Raw genomic sequence first — 15,715 nt, forward strand, 5'->3', positions numbered from 1 at the left:
AAAATCCTCAGGCTTATCGTTCTGAAGAATAAGCCACATACACTCAACATAATCCTTGGCATAACCCCAGTCACGAAGACTTGAGAGATTTCCAAGATAAAGTTTATCCTGCTTGCCCTGTGCGATACGTGCTGCTGCAAGCGTGATCTTACGTGTAACGAAAGTCTCGCCGCGGCGCTCTGACTCGTGGTTGAAAAGAATTCCCGAGCAGCAGAACATGTTGTAAGCTTCTCTGTACTCTTTTACAATCCAGAAACCATAGAGCTTGGCAACCGCATAAGGGCTGTATGGATGGAAAGGAGTGTTCTCGTTCTGAGGAACCTCCTCAACTTTTCCGTATAATTCCGAAGTTGAAGCCTGATAGATACGGCAAGTCTCTGTAAGACCGCACTGACGAACGGCTTCAAGAACTCTTAGTACACCTGTAGCATCAACGTCAGCAGTAAACTCAGGTGAATCGAATGATACCTGAACATGTGACTGTGCTGCGAGATTGTATATCTCATCGGGGCGAACCTTGGACACGATACCGATGATGCTCATTGAATCGCCGAGATCTCCGTAATGAAGATGGAAATGAGGCTTCCCCTCAAGATGTGCTATCCTCTCGCGGAAATCTACCGATGATCTTCTTATAATACCGTGAACATCATAACCCTTTTCCAAAAGAAACTCTGCAAGGTATGATCCGTCCTGACCTGTAATACCTGTTATAAGTGCAACTTTACTCATATTTGCTCCTAATTCTGCTAATAGTATGTCTCTACTTAAATTTTAACACACTATACTATAACATATAATAATCACTCTTCAAACAGAGGGGTAGAAAAATATCTCTCCGCAGTATCGGGGAGCACTGTAACTACAGTTTTTCCGGGGCCGAGCTTCTTGGCAAGCTTAACCGCAGCGGCAACATTGGTTCCGCTTGAGATTCCGCACATGATGCCCTCTTCTCTTGCAAGTCTCTTAGCCATTGTAAGCGCCTCGTCATCAGAAACGATGTGAATGTTGTCATATATCGATCTGTTGAGGATATCAGGAATAATTCCGTCTCCGATACCCATCTGAATATGCGTTCCGATATTTCCGCCCGCAAGTATAGCTGCATTCTCGGGTTCTGCTGCCCAGATCTCGATGTCGGGGTACTGCGCCTTAAGAACCTCTCCGATACCGGTGATGGTTCCGCCCGTTCCGATTCCGGAGCAAAAACCGTGAATAGGTCCTTCAACCTGTTCCATTATCTCAAGCGCAGTGTGGTTCTTGTGCGCCATTGTGTTATTCGGATTCTCAAACTGCTGAGGAACAAAAACATTGGGATCTTCATCTCTCATTCGTAGCGCCGTGTTAAGGCACTCCTCGATGCAGGCTCCGATATCGCCGTCATCATGAACAAGTATCACTTCCGCGCCGTAGTGCTTAACTATCTTTCTGCGCTCCTCACTTACGGAATCGGGCATAATGATCACTGTCTTATAGCCCCTTACCGCTCCTACAAGAGCAAGACCTATTCCCTGATTGCCGCTTGTCGGCTCAACAATTACAGTCTTTTCATTTATAAGTCCCTGCTTCTCGGCAGCCTTTATCATGTTAAGAGCGGTTCTGGTCTTGATTGAACCGCCCACATTCAGTCCTTCGTATTTAACAAGAATCTCCGCTCCGTCCGGATCAGCGATCCTGTTAAGTCTAATCATTGGTGTATGCCCTACAGCAGCGAGCACGTTGTCGTGTATCATTGCCAAGTATCTCCTTAAAACTGTTTTTATTCCAAAAGTCCCGAGCATTATCGGAACACATTGCCACTAAGCTTACCAGCCAATCTTACGGATCTTCTCCACAAGATTTCTTCCGTAGATCTCGCATCCAAGCGGATTCGGATGAAGAAGATCAAGGAAGTATTCGGGAAGATGCGGTACCATCTCCATTCCGTCAATCACGGTCACATTCTTATAGCTACCCGCGATCTCTTTTACCTTCTCGCAGAATGCCATCAGAACCGGAATTCCCTCTTCGCTGTCACCGCGCCACAAAGGCGAGATGCACAGGATCGGAATCTCATTACCGTAAATACCTATAAGTCTCTCATAGTACTCCTCAACAGCCTGCACTGCATCAGTGTCGCCGTACTGGTTAGTTCCGAGCGCAACGATGATCTTATCGGGGTTATAACCCTCCATCTTCATCAGGCAGTTCTTATCATAGATATATCCGCCGATTCCCTGATTGATAATATCATAATTTAGAATTCTGTTCGCAACACTTACATAAGTACATCCCGAACGAAGCGGTCCGTAGCCCTGGGTTATCGAATCTCCGAGCCAAAGAACCTTCTCATTTTTCACAGCTCTTTTTACCTCTGCGTCAGTCTCAAAGTTCCTTACAAGCACTGTCTCGTCCGCAGGAAGATAAATAACAACTGATTTTTTACCACTCGGAAGCTTCCACGTCAGCCTACCTTCTTCCGCAATATCTTTTACATAGACAATATCCGTAATCTGTCCGTCTATCATTAGTTCAAAAGAGTCCTCGGAGCCCTTCCAGATTATCTTGTAATCAAAAGAAACTTCGCTCGCCTCAGTCGTAAACTCAAAAGTCTTGGCTGTTGTCGCCGTACATCTTTCGTACCAAAAATCCAGAGCCCCCTTGAAATACTCAATCTGATCCTTGTTGTACTGAAAAGCCTGAAGATATCCGTCTTCAACCTCCTCAAATTCATACGCCCCAAAATAAATCTCTTTTAATTCTTCATTTGATAAAACCATACCTATACCTCACATAAAAGCTGAAATAACAACATGAGATTTATTATACTTTATTCTAAATTATTTTACTATGCTTACACCGCAATATACGCTCCGGCCTGAACCTTCCACATCTGCGCATACTTACCGCCGAGTTCAAGAAGCTCTTCGTGGCTTCCTTGCTCCACGATCCGGCCGTTCTCGAGCATGATTATCCTGTCCGCAAGACGCGTAGTTGACAATCTGTGTGATATAAAGATAACCGTTTTATCCTTGGTAGCGCTCAGCATCGCATGGTTAAGTTGATACTCCGCGATAGGATCAAGCGCGCTTGAAGGCTCATCAAGGATCATAAGTCCCGCGTTCTTATAAAACACCCTCGCAATCGCAAGCTTCTGGCTTTCTCCGCCCGAGAGATTAACTCCGCTCTTTACAAACTCCGTTGTAAGATTCGTATCAAGCTTCTTATTGAATCGATCAATTCTTTCAAGAAGTCCGCTGTCCGCAAGCGCCGCTCTTACCGCAATATCATCCGCGTTGTCCGCAACATCAAGCACAACATTCTCCTTAACCGTTCCCGCAAAGATCTGAAAATCCTGGAATACCGTTCCTATCGTATCGCGATATTTTTTGACATCATATTTTCTGATATCAGTTCCATCCGCATCAATCTCTCCGCTCTTCACATCGTATAAACGCATAAGAAGCTTAACCAGCGTTGTTTTTCCGGCGCCGTTATAACCTACAAGCGCTATCTTTTCACCGGGGTTTATGTGAAGGTCAAGATTCTTAAGGAGCATCTCCTTATTCTCTCCATATGCAAAAGAAACATCTTTAAGCTCAATCTCTTTTGCCTCACCCGAAGGAACAAGATTCTCCGCGGACACGATCTTAGGCTCATAGCCAAGAAAAGCCCTGATCCTTCCGACATAGAGACTCGTCTCCGTCGCAAAAGGATAAACCTCGGTGAATATCCTAAGACCGTTCTTAAGCCTTCCGAACGAATGCGCAAGGATTGCCATGGTACTGAGCGACATCGTATGAAGAACCGCGGTCTGATATACAAGATATGACATAAACACCAGATCACTTATCATATCGTTGCATGGATACTTCTTCATAAATCCAAGTATCCATTTCCTTAAGGCGTATTTCTTCTCAACTCTGTACACTTCATCATTGGCTTCTTCAAACCTCTTGATCAAAATATCCGAAACCTCGGGATTAAGCCTTATTTCCTTCGCATAATCGCCCAGATAAAAGACTCTTTTAACATAATCTCTTTTTCTGGTAAAAGGTATACTCTCAACCTTAGCAAGGTAGCTAAGCTTGTTATAAAGCTGATTAAACACAAACGAAAGCACAAACGAAGCAACCGCAAACAGTATGGAAACCTTATCCTTCATAAGAAAAAAGATTGTCGTTGTGATAAATACGGTAACTCCGGCAAGCGAGTCACGGATAAACTGCATCTCTCTGTCAATCTGCTTATCAACTTCCGATATCGCCATGACCTGATCGTTGTAAAATTCAGGATTGTCATAGCATTCAAGGTCCATGACACCGGCCTTTTTATAGAGAAGCATCTTGATCTTCTCTTTAACTTTTGGCCGTTCCTTCTCCCCTATAAAGTCGCCTGCGAACACGGCAAACACCATACCAAGTGTTATTAAACCTGCAAGTATCAGTATAAACTTCGCAACCTTTGCAAAAGGATAGCCAAATTCCGCTGCTTCAAGGACGTATCCTATTCCTACCGTATGCTCAAAAAAAATCGAGACCTGATTCCTTATCGCGTCGAGTGCGGCAAAAATAATAAACGCCGGAGAGGCCTTAAACATGAGCTTTAATAGAAAAGCATTGTTCGAAAGAACCTGTTTTACGCTCTGATTAGTCTTTGTCTTCTCGGTAAAACCTGTATTTGCGCTCATACAACCACCTCCTCTTCGTTCTCGATAGCGAGGTAGTTCATCGCCTGCTTCCTGTACATATGCGCATAGCTTCCGTTTGCTGCCATAAGCTCTTTATGCGTTCCCTCTTCGATGAGCATTCCCATCTCAAGCATAAATACCTTATCGCAGTTCTTTACCGACGAAAGCCTGTGCGAGATAAAGAGCATGGTGCGATCTTCGCCCTCTTTCATAATATTGGAAAAGAGCTCGTATTCCGCGATCGGATCAAGCGCACTTGAAGGCTCATCAAAGATCTTCATCGGCGCGTCTTTTATAAACGTCCTTGCGACCGCCACCTTCTGGCTCTCTCCGCCGGAAAGCACCGCTCCCTCATCATCAAATTCTCTGGTCATCACATTGTCGATGCCACTCTTAAGGCTGCAGATCCTGTCATATACGCCCGCCTTTTTAAGCGCCTCAATGACCTTTTCGTCCTCGTTTTCATAGTGCCTTCCCATGAGCACATTCTCTTTTACACTCATTCCGAAAAGCTCATAATCCTGGAAAGTCGTCGCAAAAATATCCCTGTAAGCCTTCAGATTATATTCGCGAATATCTCTGCCATTGTAGAAGATCTCGCCTTTTGTCGGATCATAGAGCCTAAGCATCAGCTTGATTATCGTGGTCTTACCCGCGCCGTTATGTCCTACGAGCGCCGCAGTCTGTCCTTTCTCTATAACAAAAGAAAGATCGTGTATGATCTCTTTATCCTTATAAGCAAAAGAAACATTCCTAAATTCAAGGCTCTTAAATTCAGAATCCGGCATATCTCCGTCGTAGTCCTCGGGCAGAGTCTCCTCATACTCAAGAAAGCCTTTGATGTTATTTATAAACATGGCATTCTTAAGTATCTCCATGATATTGTCAAACAATCTTATGAGAACCCACGTCATAGCAACCATGAGACTCGTCATGATCGTAAGCTCTGCAAGCGATATCGTTCCCGTAACGCGATTCCTGTAAATCGCATAGATAAGCACGCCTTCAAAGATCACAGTAAATGTAAATGTGATCCTAAGGAAATTCATACTCGCACACTTAAATGCATATTTTATGGCAATAAGGACGTTTTTATTTGTCGCCTCGCGATATTGCTTTTTCATCAGAGAAAAGACTTCCGACAGCCTGATCTCTTTTGCACCGTCGGGAAGATACATCATCCTGCTGACATAATTGAGCACCTTTTCATTAGGCGCCTGATCCTGATATTTCCTGAAGTTCAGCTTATTCATAATATTACCGAACACAAAATTACCCACGAACGGCGAAAGGATAAATAAAATGGCATAATGATCAATGTCATACATCAGGTAAAAATCTACAAGAGCCGCAATAACGCCCAATCCCGCGCCAAGAATACCCTTTACGATAGCCATCACCTTTTCCTCGGCACCATCCATCGCCATGGTATACCTGTTGTAGAAATCAGAATCTTCATAACACTTAAGCTCTACGTTTCTTGCTTTTTCGTAGAGCATTTTATAAAGTCCGCCATAAAGCCTGTTGCCCCTTAGCGGAAACACTACATTTTCAATATAATTGGAATAAATAGAACATGTGCCGAAAATGGCACTGCTTATAAGAATGAACCGAAAGACCGGTTCAAATCCCCTTCCTTTATCGAGAGCTTCAACTATAACCCTCATAAACACACCGTCAAAAAACACCCACTCGCCAAAGTTCATAAGCCACAAAAAGAAAGCATGAAATATCAAACTCGGACATATCATATGTGTGAGCGTCATGGCATACCATGCATTCCCAACGGTAGCCTTAAAGGAAAGCTTATCCTTCTCCTTTTTAGCCATAACTCCTCATACTCCCAAAATGGCGCGCCCCCCGACGCGCCACATAAATACTAACAATGTTAAAAAAACCCTCAAAAGATCAGTGAGACGAAGAGCTGCTTGCTGCTGCGCTTGATGCCACGATGACCATAAGCATGATTTCTTCTGCGATGACTTTGGCGAGAGTGCCTCCGACAACCGCTGCGTTTACGGCTGCGTCAGCGCCGGCGTAGCTTTCATAAACCAAAGTAGATGCAACCATAAGTCTTGTCTGCTTTGTCATGTCCCAGAAACGGAAGCCCTTTTTCTTCTTAAGATACTCGGAAGCCTCCACAGCTTCGGATACGATATCCTCATTATTCATTGAGATATTAGTCAAAAGACCAAGCGAAGCAAGTTCGTATTCCATGCCGTATTTAGATCCTGCTGCCTTGAATGCATTGAAAATCTCCAATGTATTCTCGCTCTTTTTGACAGCGTCACCTTCAAAAGCAGTAAGCACCTGTGCAAGTGAATACACGGCATTCTCATGAAATAAGAATTTACCCTTGATAGAAGCATAGGTGTTTTCGAGCTCCTCGAGAATAGCCTCTGCGCTCTTATCAGCCATTGCCATGATTACCGCAAGACATGTGTCCTGATCGGTCGTTAAGAAAGGATGCTTACTCTTCATTCCCTTCATGAGCACATTGGTCTTTTCGATTATCGCATCGGCATCGGCAACTCTCTTTGCATCAGCGATCACCATTGCAGAAAGTGCTCTGTAGCTTGATCCGAAGAACTTACCTGACTGAAGCTTACCGTAAACAGCGATTATATCCTCAAGATACTGGTCCGGATTATCTGAAAGAGCCATACCCGTAGCGGCGATCAGCTCATTGTTTCCGCGAAAATATGACAAAATGCTCTGTCTCTTTTTAAGTTTCTTTCTGCACTCTTTTACAAGCTGAACATCAACGCTCTTTCCGCTCTCTGTATATGAAAGTGCCGCAATCGTCTTAAAAAGCGGATGCTCCCACCAAAATCCCTTGTGATAAGAGATTACATTCTCCCCTAACAGATCACATTTTTTCATTACATCATTTTTCATTGTGTCTCTCCCTTGTTGTTAATATTTTAATATCCGATCTCTTTTAAGATCATATCCATAAGCTTTGCGTTCTTAACGGAAAACTTGGATGATACATGAGGTTTCTCACCGTTTTCGATGCATCTGTTCATCTGCTCGATCTCAAGAGAATAATTCTGCGGGATATCGAGGCGTTTGATCGACACCCCTTCATCCGTGTAGATCTTGTAGGCCGCCTCGCCCTGCTTGTTGTACTCAACCTTGGAGCGAATATAGCCTTTTCTTCCGTGAACGTAGAGATTGTCAAATCTTGCATTCTTATCAATTCCAAGAACCATTCCGACATTGAACGCCGCTCTTGCTTTATTCTTGAAACGTATCATGCAAGACGCATGGATATCTACGTTATCCTCATTAAATTCCGCCTGAGCCTTGATATCTTCAGGTTCCGAATCAATAAGCGTAAGGATCATCGTCGTGCAGTAGCAACCAAGATCGTACATTGCTCCGCCGCCGTTTTCTCTTCGTATACGGATATCATCGGAATATCCCTGGGTCAAAAAAGCTGTCTCAATATAATCGATATCGCCGATCATTCCGCTCTTTACAACCTCTTTAAGGCTCTCAATATAAGGGCTGTGAAGGTACGCATAAGCTTCCATCAAAATTACGCCGTTTTTCTTGGCAATCTCAAAAAGCTCTTTCGCATCTTTTTCATTAAGCGTAAGAGGCTTTTCGCAAAGCACATGCTTACCCGCGTTCAGAGCTTCTTTTACCCATTTGTAATGAAGATCGTTCGGAAGAGGAATGTATACGGCTTGGACATCGCTGTCCGCCAAAAGCTCCTCATAGCTTCCGTACGCCTTCTTAAAATCGAACTCTTTTCTGAAACTCTCCGCCTTCTTAATGCTTCTTCCCGCTATCGCGTAGAGCTCGCAGTTTTCAGAAAGTCTCATTCCGGGAATCGTGCAACCCCTTGCAATGTTCGCCGTTCCAAGTACACCCCATTTAACCATATAGAACCACCTTTATTTTTTGAAAAGACCGCCCGCAAGATTCTTGATATCGCCAAGATCAAGCTTTCCGTCAGATACCGCTGCCTGAACCTTCTTGATGTCATCTTCGCTTATATCGATATTGGCTTTCTTCAAGATTTCTTTTGCCTGAGCAGGGTCAACCTTGGCAATCTGTGCCATGAGTTCCTTATTTCCGCTGATCTGTTTGATGATTTCTGTGATGTTTCCCATAGTGTAACCTCCTCCGGTTATAAGTGTTTTCTGCGTCATTTTTATTATACTACAAAAGAGCTGTCGTTATATCACAGCTTCTTTTTCTGCTGCCCACCCGTCATCGCTACCATGAGCGCATTCGGAACAAGCTTGCCAAAAAAGATCGCTGCTTTCATCCTATGCGTCGGGATAATAACGGTTTTCTTTTTATCCATGCCCTTAAGGCACTCATCAACGCAGCGACGGGCGCTTATTCCGTTTAGCGCAAAAGTCACATCTGCGTTTTCGTTAAACTCCGTATCCACAGGTCCCGGGCAAAGGCAGCAAACGTGCACCTTGCTTCCAAGCTCTTTTAACTCTCTCGCCACAGCTCTGGTTATCGAAACAACATACGCTTTTGAGGCATAGTAGGTCGCCATATAAGGGCCTCCCGGAAGAAGTCCCGCGCTTGATGCGACATTGAGGATCGTTCCGAAGCCCTGCTTATTCATCTTCTTAAGAATCCCCTTAAAAAGAATGTGCATCGCAACGTCATTGACCTTGATTATCGAGATCTCTTTTTCAAGATCGGTCTCAAGAAAATTCCCCGCCGTTCCAAAGCCCGCATTGTTGATAAATACGTCGATCTTCTCATCGGATACATCCGTAAGGAGCTTCTTACACTGCTCCTCGTCCGAAACATCCGCAGTTATTATCCTGCACTCTACTGAAAGCTCCTCCTTCAAGGCAACGAGGCGCTGCGTCCTTCTGCCCGTCAGAATGAGCTTATAGCCCTGCTGCGCATATCTTTTTGCAAACTCGGCGCCAAGCCCTGAGGTCGCACCCGTGATAAAAGCTGTCTTCATAAAATACTCCCAATCCCATTTATATAGATTAACGCATCAACCCCGAGCCATCTTCAGCCTGCGAGCTCGCTCAGCGTCTTGTAAAACTCCGGATACTCTTTCTGCACCCTGATGGGTTTTCCTTCTTTAGTTAAAAAAGCGTGTGAAGAAGTCGCAGTGCAAACAACGGCGCCGTCTTCGTTTTTCATCTCATACGAAAGAAAAAGCTTCACACCCTTAAATTCTTTTACCGAAACCTTTATGCTAACTTTATCTGCAAACGTCGTAGTCTTCTTGTAATCGCAGTTTACATTGATAACAGGCGATATTATTCCCATCTCTTCGAGCCTTGCATAATCCCAGCCGATCTGAGATAAGAAATCAACTCTCGCTTCCTCCATCCATCTGATGTAATTGGAGTGATGCGTGATCCCCATCCTGTCTGTTTCGTAATATTGCACGGTATGTATGTAGTCCATGTCAGTCCTCTTTCCTTATTATTTGAACGAATGTCCCGTTCCATCAAATTTCATCATCAATATTCATCCAAGAAATTGTGTCTCACACCATCCTTTTTATACTCGATAATGGTGTTGAGCTGCACATTCTCTACGCTTCTGAAGATATTGGACTCGACGAACGGGTTATCTTTTTTGAGCTTTTCTATAAGCTTCTTGGTCTCAAGCCTCTTGGACGATGTTGTTCCGTCCGTATGACAAGTCGTGCAAGTCTCCGTGAAGTGGCACGCGCACTGCAGGAAATGAAGCTCATTGTAGTCTCTCCAAGCGCAGATATCGCTCTCTCGTATGAAATACATGGGTCTTATAAGCTCCATACCCTCAAAGTTGGTGCTGTGAAGCTTTGGCATCATAGTCTGAATCTGACCGCCCTGGAGCATTCCCATGAGAATAGTCTCGATAACATCATCGTAATGGTGACCGAGCGCGATCTTGTTGCAACCGAGCTCTTTGGCCTTACTGTACAAAAATCCTCTGCGCATTCTGGCGCAGATATAGCACGGACTCTTTTCTATATTATCTACCGAATCAAAGATATCACTCTCAAAAATTGTGATTGGTATGCCGAGCGCCTTGGCATTACTCTCGATAAGCGCCCTGTTTTCTTTGTTGTATCCCGGGTCCATTACAAGGAAAGTTACTTCAAACGGAATCTGTCTGTGCTTTTGTATCTCCTGAAAAAGCTTAGCCATCAGCATGGAATCTTTTCCGCCCGAAATACAAACTGCAATTTTGTCTCCCGGATTTATGAGCTTATAAATCTTGCACGCCTTGGCAAATCTTGAAAAGAGCTGCTTATGATACTTCTTTCTAATGCTCTCCTCAGCCTTTTGCTGCTTCTCACCCTTTTCAAAATGCTCAAGCTCATCCTGAAGATAAGCCATATATCCGCCCTCAAGGCCATAGTATTCGCGTCCCTCAAGCGCAGGGAGTTCCTCTGCCTCCTTGGTTTTCTGTCCAATCTGACAGTATAGAATAAGCTTTTTGTCCTGCGGAATCTTCTTGATCGCCGCATTTTCTTTCTTCTCAAGCTTATCCATATCAATGCGGATCGCGCCCGGAAGCATGCCGTACGCAGCAAGTGCCTCGTCGCGCACATCTATTAACTTATACGAATCCTCCGGAAGTTTACGGAGCTTTTTTATCGATATTTCTTTCATTACCCAATAATCCCATCTATTTTATATGACTTATTGTCATACGCCATAATATACTATTTTCAGTGGCACTGCCAGCTGATTTTTATAGGTCGGACAGTCTCATCATAAATATAGAATATTCATCATTCTGGAAATCGAGATCAGGTGAATTCTCACCGCCACCGTTGGTGCTGCGCTTGATCTCCGCATAGAACTCCTCGCCCTGGTTGACGATATCCATAACAGAGAGCTCAACGCCGGCACTGCCCGCAACCTTGCAGAAAGCCGCAAGCGGATCAGCTTCGCCTCTTGTATTCAAAAGACTCTGCTTAAGAGCCGCATCCCCTTTTGCCTTATTTAATAAAACTTCAAGTTTATCTGCCGTATTCATGATATCTCCCACCTTTCTTTCTCAGGTTTGAAACTAATAGAATTATAACAAAAAAAGCTCGACCATTTCAAAAATGACCGAGCCCCGTTGCCCTTTTTACAATTATATCACAGCAGATCCGTCAATATGAAAACGTCTGCAAAAACTGCTTAAGTCTGTCAGTCTTAGGATTGTCAAAAAACTCGTCGGGGGCACCCTCTTCAATAATCCTTCCGCCGTCGATAAAGATCATCCTGTCCGCAACCGCCCTTGCAAACTGCATCTCGTGAGTTACAATGATCATCGTCCTACCCTCTTTTGCAAGAGACAGCACAACATCCAAAACCTCACGAACCATCTCCGGATCAAGTGCCGCCGTGATCTCATCAAGAAGAAGTATCTCGGGGTGCATTATAAGTGCGCGCACGATAGCGACACGCTGTTTCTGTCCGCCGGATAACTGCCTCGGGAAACTGTCTTTTTTAGGCAAAAGACCTACCTTATCAAGGAGCTCCAACGCCTCTTTTTCAACTTCCTTCTTATCACTCTTTTTTACCTTTAAAGGCGCAAGCATAAGATTCTGAAGCACTGTAAGATGCGGAAAAAGATCGTAGCTTTGGAACACCATGCCCGCTTTTTCCCTGATCTTTCCGATGTTCTTGGAAGATGCGTCAACAACCTGTCCGTCGAGTGTTATCTGCCCGTCCTGAATATCTTCAAGAGCGTTGAGGCACCTTAAAAACGTACTTTTTCCGCAGCCCGAAGGACCGACAATAACGACAACTTCGCCCTTTTTAACCGAGAGGTTAAGGTTCTCGAAAACCGCCACATCGTCATATCTTTTGCTTATATTTTCAACCTTGAGTATCTCTTCCATCTCAGTTCTCCCATTTCTTCTCTAAATATCCGGCAAACATACTGATCGGCCAGCACGCCGCAAAGTACAGTAAAAAGATAATAAGGAACACGCCAAATGCTGCATTCGGCGATGCTTTCCTGTTCGCCTCGATTATCTGCTGTCCAACCTTCAAAACCTCAACGATTCCGATCATCATCACAAGGCTTGTCGTCTTGATCATACGCGTTATCAGATTGATTGACAGCGGAATCATGCGCCTTACTATCTGAGGTACGATAACATACCTGTACGTCTGAAATTTGCTAAGTCCAAGCGACATGCTGCTCTCGTACTGGATAACAGGGATGCTTATAAGCGAGCCTCGTACAAGGTCCGCCATCTCCGCAGTTCCCCAGAATGAAAAGACAATTACAGCCGCTGTTTCGGCAGATAAGTTGATCCCAAGCGCCTTCGTAGTTCCAAAGTACACTATAAAAAGAAGCACCATCTGCGGCATGATCCTTACGATCTCAAGATACACCCTCGAAACCGCCGTGATCACAGGGTTCTTAAGCGCCATCAATATTCCAAGCACGATTCCGAGTACAATGCTGATCGCTACGGAAATAAGACTTATACGCAGCGACACCGCAAGGCCTCCCAGGAGGCGCGCCATATTGGTTCCCTTTAATAAAACTTCAAATCCCATACGCTCACACTCCCAACGTCCTAAATCTTGCTTTTTTCTCGACAATGCTTCCAATGATCGAAACCGGAAGCAGCATAATTATGTAAAAGATAACGAGAAGGAACAGCGCCTCTGTCGTATCATAGTAAAGTCCGATCAGATCTTTCGCAGTAAACATCAGATCCATAAGACTTATCGCGGAAAAGACACTTGTCTCTTTTAACAAAAAAATGATGTTAGCCATTATTCCCGGAACACTCTGTGAAAGCGCCTGCGGCAATATAACCGAGAAAAAGAGCTGTCTCTTTGACAGACCAAGTGCAAGCGCACTCTCTGTCTGAGATTTCGGAATGCTCTCAAGTCCGCTCCTAAAAACCTCTGCCATATAACTTCCGCCCAGAAGTCCAAGTCCCACAAATCCGCATGTCTCCGCCGATATCGAAAGGCCTATCTTCGGAAGACCGAAGTAGATAAAAAAGAGCTGTACAAGAAGCGGTGTATTTCTGAAAAGCTCAACATATACGCGTGATAACGGCGCAAGAAGAGGCACCTTAAAGTGCACTACAAAAGCGACAAAAAGACCTATCGCAAGTGCGAGCGCTATGCCAAGCCAGCCAATCTTAACAGTCAGCCAAAACGCTTCTATATATAGTGGGATGTATGATGATATAACTTCCGGGTTCATGATGTTTCCTTTTTCCTTAAACCGAGTTTGGGAGAGTCCGCAGACTCTCCCTCGCTCTCTATATATGATAGGATGATATGTTACTCTGTCTTTCCGCCTTCAACTACAAGAGTTTCCTCGTAGTCTTTTCCGTAAGTATCGATAAGAGTTGCTTCGTAATCTGCGTGGAAGAACTTCTCCTCACCAAGGCTTTCAATCTCACCGTTGATCCAATCAAGAAGTGTACTGTTGCCCTTGGATACTGCGGGAGCAATTGTATCCTGGCTTCCGAGTGAAGGAATACCTACCTCATATCCGGGATTCTCGATAGCGTATGCGATAACCTCTGTGTTGTCATTTGCCCAAGCTACGCCTGTTCCGTTCTCGAAAGATGTCTTTGCTGTAGCATATGTGTCAAACTTCTGAAGCTTGATATTGGGATAGTTCTTTTCAAGATAAGTCTCAGCTGTTGTTCCTGAGATAACGATCACCTGGTCGTCAGCCTTGATCTCGCTAAGGTCTTTGATCACGTTGTCCTCATGTGACACAACGCCGAGTGCCACGTTCATGTATGGAAGTGCGAAGTCAACCTTCTCTGCTCTCTCTTCCGTAACTGTAAAGTTTGCAAGAACGATATCAACCTTACCTGTTTCAAGATACTCAACTCTGCTTGCAGCCTCAGTTGAAACGAAGTTGATCTTTACTCCGAGGTCCTCACCGATCTTGTTGGCAAAGTATACATCGTATCCCTGATACTCACCGTTCTCATCAACATATCCGAAGGGGTTCTTATCTGAGAATACTCCGATGTTGATCTCGCCACTCTCCTTGATCTCATCAAGCGTTCTGTAAACCTTGCTTCCTGCATCAGTCTGTGCGTCAGTAGCATCTGCCTGAGCATTTTCACTCTGTGCTTCTGCTGCCTGCTCTCCGCCCTGTGCTGCTGCCTGTCCGCATCCTGTAAGTGCTGCGGCTCCAAGTACAAGTGTAAGTGTTGTTGCAAATAATCTGGTCAAAAGATTCTTTTTCATAATATTTGTTCTCCTCATCTATATTCATTTTCCAACTGTCAGATTTTTTAACGGGTCCGTTTCGTAATCGATGAACAAATATTACTTCGATTCACCTACTAAGTCAATAGGTTTTATGATAGCTAATCTTTATTGCTCTTGATAGATGTAGGTTATTGCAAACTACAAACAAAAAAGAAGCGACCTTAGTAACTAAAGTCACCCCTTCTTTGCTTTATTATAATAATGTCTAAACCTGATTTTCTTTCTTAATTGCTTCTCAAAACTCTACATCTGATAATATACATCCATGATGAAGAAGTCGCTGTCAGCATTTCCTTCTTTTAACTTGCTGTATACCTTGGCATCATCATGGTCCATACATTTTAAATCGATTTCTTCAAGTAGCTTATCGTACTCGTCCAAACTACCTTCAAAGCGGATTCTTGCTGCCGGATCGATCACCAGATGATAAGGCGCAACATGCTCTGCCTCATCTTTTTTGAAAGCCTCCGGCGAATAATAAAGCTGATACTTCTCATTCTCGCGCTCCAAGATCGCGCCGTTTTTTATCTTCTTTAGCTTTCTCCTGAGTTCAGCTTTTTCTACAGTAACCTTATCTGTGCGATCTTCTCTGAACTCTGTATACAGTTCAGCTTTAATCATAATATTTCCTCAATTTCTTTAATAATTATTACTTAGCGCATGAGACAACCGGTATGCTTACTATAGGACCAACCAACGTCAAGTTGCTGATCGTAACAATAGTCTCCGCGTTTACATCGCCGCCGCCCTGAGTATTCTGCATATCTTCTGTATTAAGATCTTCAAAAGATGCACCTACTACCTGATCTAATTTCTTCTTACTCATTGATCTTCTCCTTTTCAA

The 15,715-nt window shown here is 44.1% G+C and carries 18 protein-coding genes; all 18 read right to left on the minus strand.

What is annotated here, in order from left to right; translation table 11 throughout:
* On the minus strand, positions 1–732 hold a 732-nt coding region (locus tag BM377_RS12815; protein ID WP_092249172.1), incomplete at its 3' end, for a GDP-mannose 4,6-dehydratase.
* A 71-nt stretch (positions 733–803) separates the two neighbouring features.
* On the minus strand, positions 804–1,733 hold the full coding sequence (gene cysK / locus BM377_RS12820; protein ID WP_092249175.1) for a cysteine synthase A: 930 nt from the start codon (positions 1,731–1,733) through the stop codon (positions 804–806).
* 72 nt (positions 1,734–1,805) lie between these two features.
* A complete protein-coding gene (locus tag BM377_RS12825; RefSeq protein ID WP_092249178.1) occupies positions 1,806–2,759 on the minus strand; it encodes an SGNH/GDSL hydrolase family protein in 954 nt (317 codons plus the stop codon).
* 74 nt (positions 2,760–2,833) lie between these two features.
* Complete coding sequence (locus BM377_RS12830) at positions 2,834–4,669, minus strand: ABC transporter ATP-binding protein (protein WP_092249181.1); 1,836 nt, start codon at positions 4,667–4,669, stop codon at positions 2,834–2,836.
* Complete coding sequence (locus tag BM377_RS12835; protein WP_092249184.1) at positions 4,666–6,498, minus strand: ABC transporter ATP-binding protein; 1,833 nt, start codon at positions 6,496–6,498, stop codon at positions 4,666–4,668. The genes BM377_RS12830 and BM377_RS12835 overlap by 4 nt, the downstream gene beginning before the upstream one ends.
* A gap of 79 nt (positions 6,499–6,577) precedes the next feature.
* Positions 6,578–7,567 carry a DUF4003 family protein gene (locus BM377_RS12840; protein WP_092249188.1) on the minus strand — a complete coding sequence of 330 codons (990 nt, stop codon included), beginning with the start codon at positions 7,565–7,567 and terminating at the stop codon, positions 6,578–6,580.
* Positions 7,568–7,593: 26 nt separating this feature from the next.
* Positions 7,594–8,562 (minus strand): Gfo/Idh/MocA family protein, encoded by a 969-nt coding sequence (locus BM377_RS12845; RefSeq protein WP_092249191.1) that lies wholly within the window; start codon positions 8,560–8,562, stop codon positions 7,594–7,596.
* Between the two features lie 12 nt (positions 8,563–8,574).
* The gene (locus BM377_RS12850) at positions 8,575–8,793 is read right to left on the minus strand and encodes a hypothetical protein (RefSeq protein ID WP_092249194.1); all 219 of its coding nucleotides are present in this window, start codon (positions 8,791–8,793) and stop codon (positions 8,575–8,577) included.
* Positions 8,794–8,864: 71 nt separating this feature from the next.
* A complete protein-coding gene (locus tag BM377_RS12855; RefSeq protein ID WP_092249198.1) occupies positions 8,865–9,620 on the minus strand; it encodes an SDR family NAD(P)-dependent oxidoreductase in 756 nt (251 codons plus the stop codon).
* Positions 9,621–9,673: 53 nt separating this feature from the next.
* Complete coding sequence (locus tag BM377_RS12860) at positions 9,674–10,078, minus strand: acyl-CoA thioesterase (RefSeq protein ID WP_092249202.1); 405 nt, start codon at positions 10,076–10,078, stop codon at positions 9,674–9,676.
* Positions 10,079–10,134: 56 nt separating this feature from the next.
* On the minus strand, positions 10,135–11,277 hold the full coding sequence (locus tag BM377_RS12865; RefSeq protein ID WP_092249205.1) for a PP-loop family protein: 1,143 nt from the start codon (positions 11,275–11,277) through the stop codon (positions 10,135–10,137).
* Between the two features lie 82 nt (positions 11,278–11,359).
* Positions 11,360–11,647 carry a hypothetical protein gene (locus BM377_RS12870; protein WP_177223884.1) on the minus strand — a complete coding sequence of 96 codons (288 nt, stop codon included), beginning with the start codon at positions 11,645–11,647 and terminating at the stop codon, positions 11,360–11,362.
* Between the two features lie 121 nt (positions 11,648–11,768).
* Positions 11,769–12,503 (minus strand): amino acid ABC transporter ATP-binding protein, encoded by a 735-nt coding sequence (locus tag BM377_RS12875; protein ID WP_092249208.1) that lies wholly within the window; start codon positions 12,501–12,503, stop codon positions 11,769–11,771.
* 1 nt (position 12,504) lies between these two features.
* Positions 12,505–13,173: an amino acid ABC transporter permease gene (locus tag BM377_RS12880; protein ID WP_092249211.1), complete on the minus strand. Its 669-nt coding sequence runs from the start codon at positions 13,171–13,173 to the stop codon at positions 12,505–12,507.
* 4 nt (positions 13,174–13,177) lie between these two features.
* Positions 13,178–13,837 (minus strand): amino acid ABC transporter permease, encoded by a 660-nt coding sequence (locus tag BM377_RS12885; RefSeq protein ID WP_092249214.1) that lies wholly within the window; start codon positions 13,835–13,837, stop codon positions 13,178–13,180.
* A gap of 80 nt (positions 13,838–13,917) precedes the next feature.
* On the minus strand, positions 13,918–14,847 hold the full coding sequence (locus tag BM377_RS12890) for a transporter substrate-binding domain-containing protein (RefSeq protein WP_092249217.1): 930 nt from the start codon (positions 14,845–14,847) through the stop codon (positions 13,918–13,920).
* Between the two features lie 267 nt (positions 14,848–15,114).
* On the minus strand, positions 15,115–15,492 hold the full coding sequence (locus tag BM377_RS12895) for a DUF5975 family protein (RefSeq protein ID WP_092249220.1): 378 nt from the start codon (positions 15,490–15,492) through the stop codon (positions 15,115–15,117).
* Positions 15,493–15,520: 28 nt separating this feature from the next.
* Positions 15,521–15,697 carry a lichenicidin A2 family type 2 lantibiotic gene (locus BM377_RS12900; RefSeq protein ID WP_092249223.1) on the minus strand — a complete coding sequence of 59 codons (177 nt, stop codon included), beginning with the start codon at positions 15,695–15,697 and terminating at the stop codon, positions 15,521–15,523.
* Positions 15,698–15,715: the final 18 nt, after the last annotated feature.

The organism is Butyrivibrio sp. INlla21 (assembly GCF_900116875.1).
Lineage (GTDB): Bacteria > Bacillota > Clostridia > Lachnospirales > Lachnospiraceae > Butyrivibrio.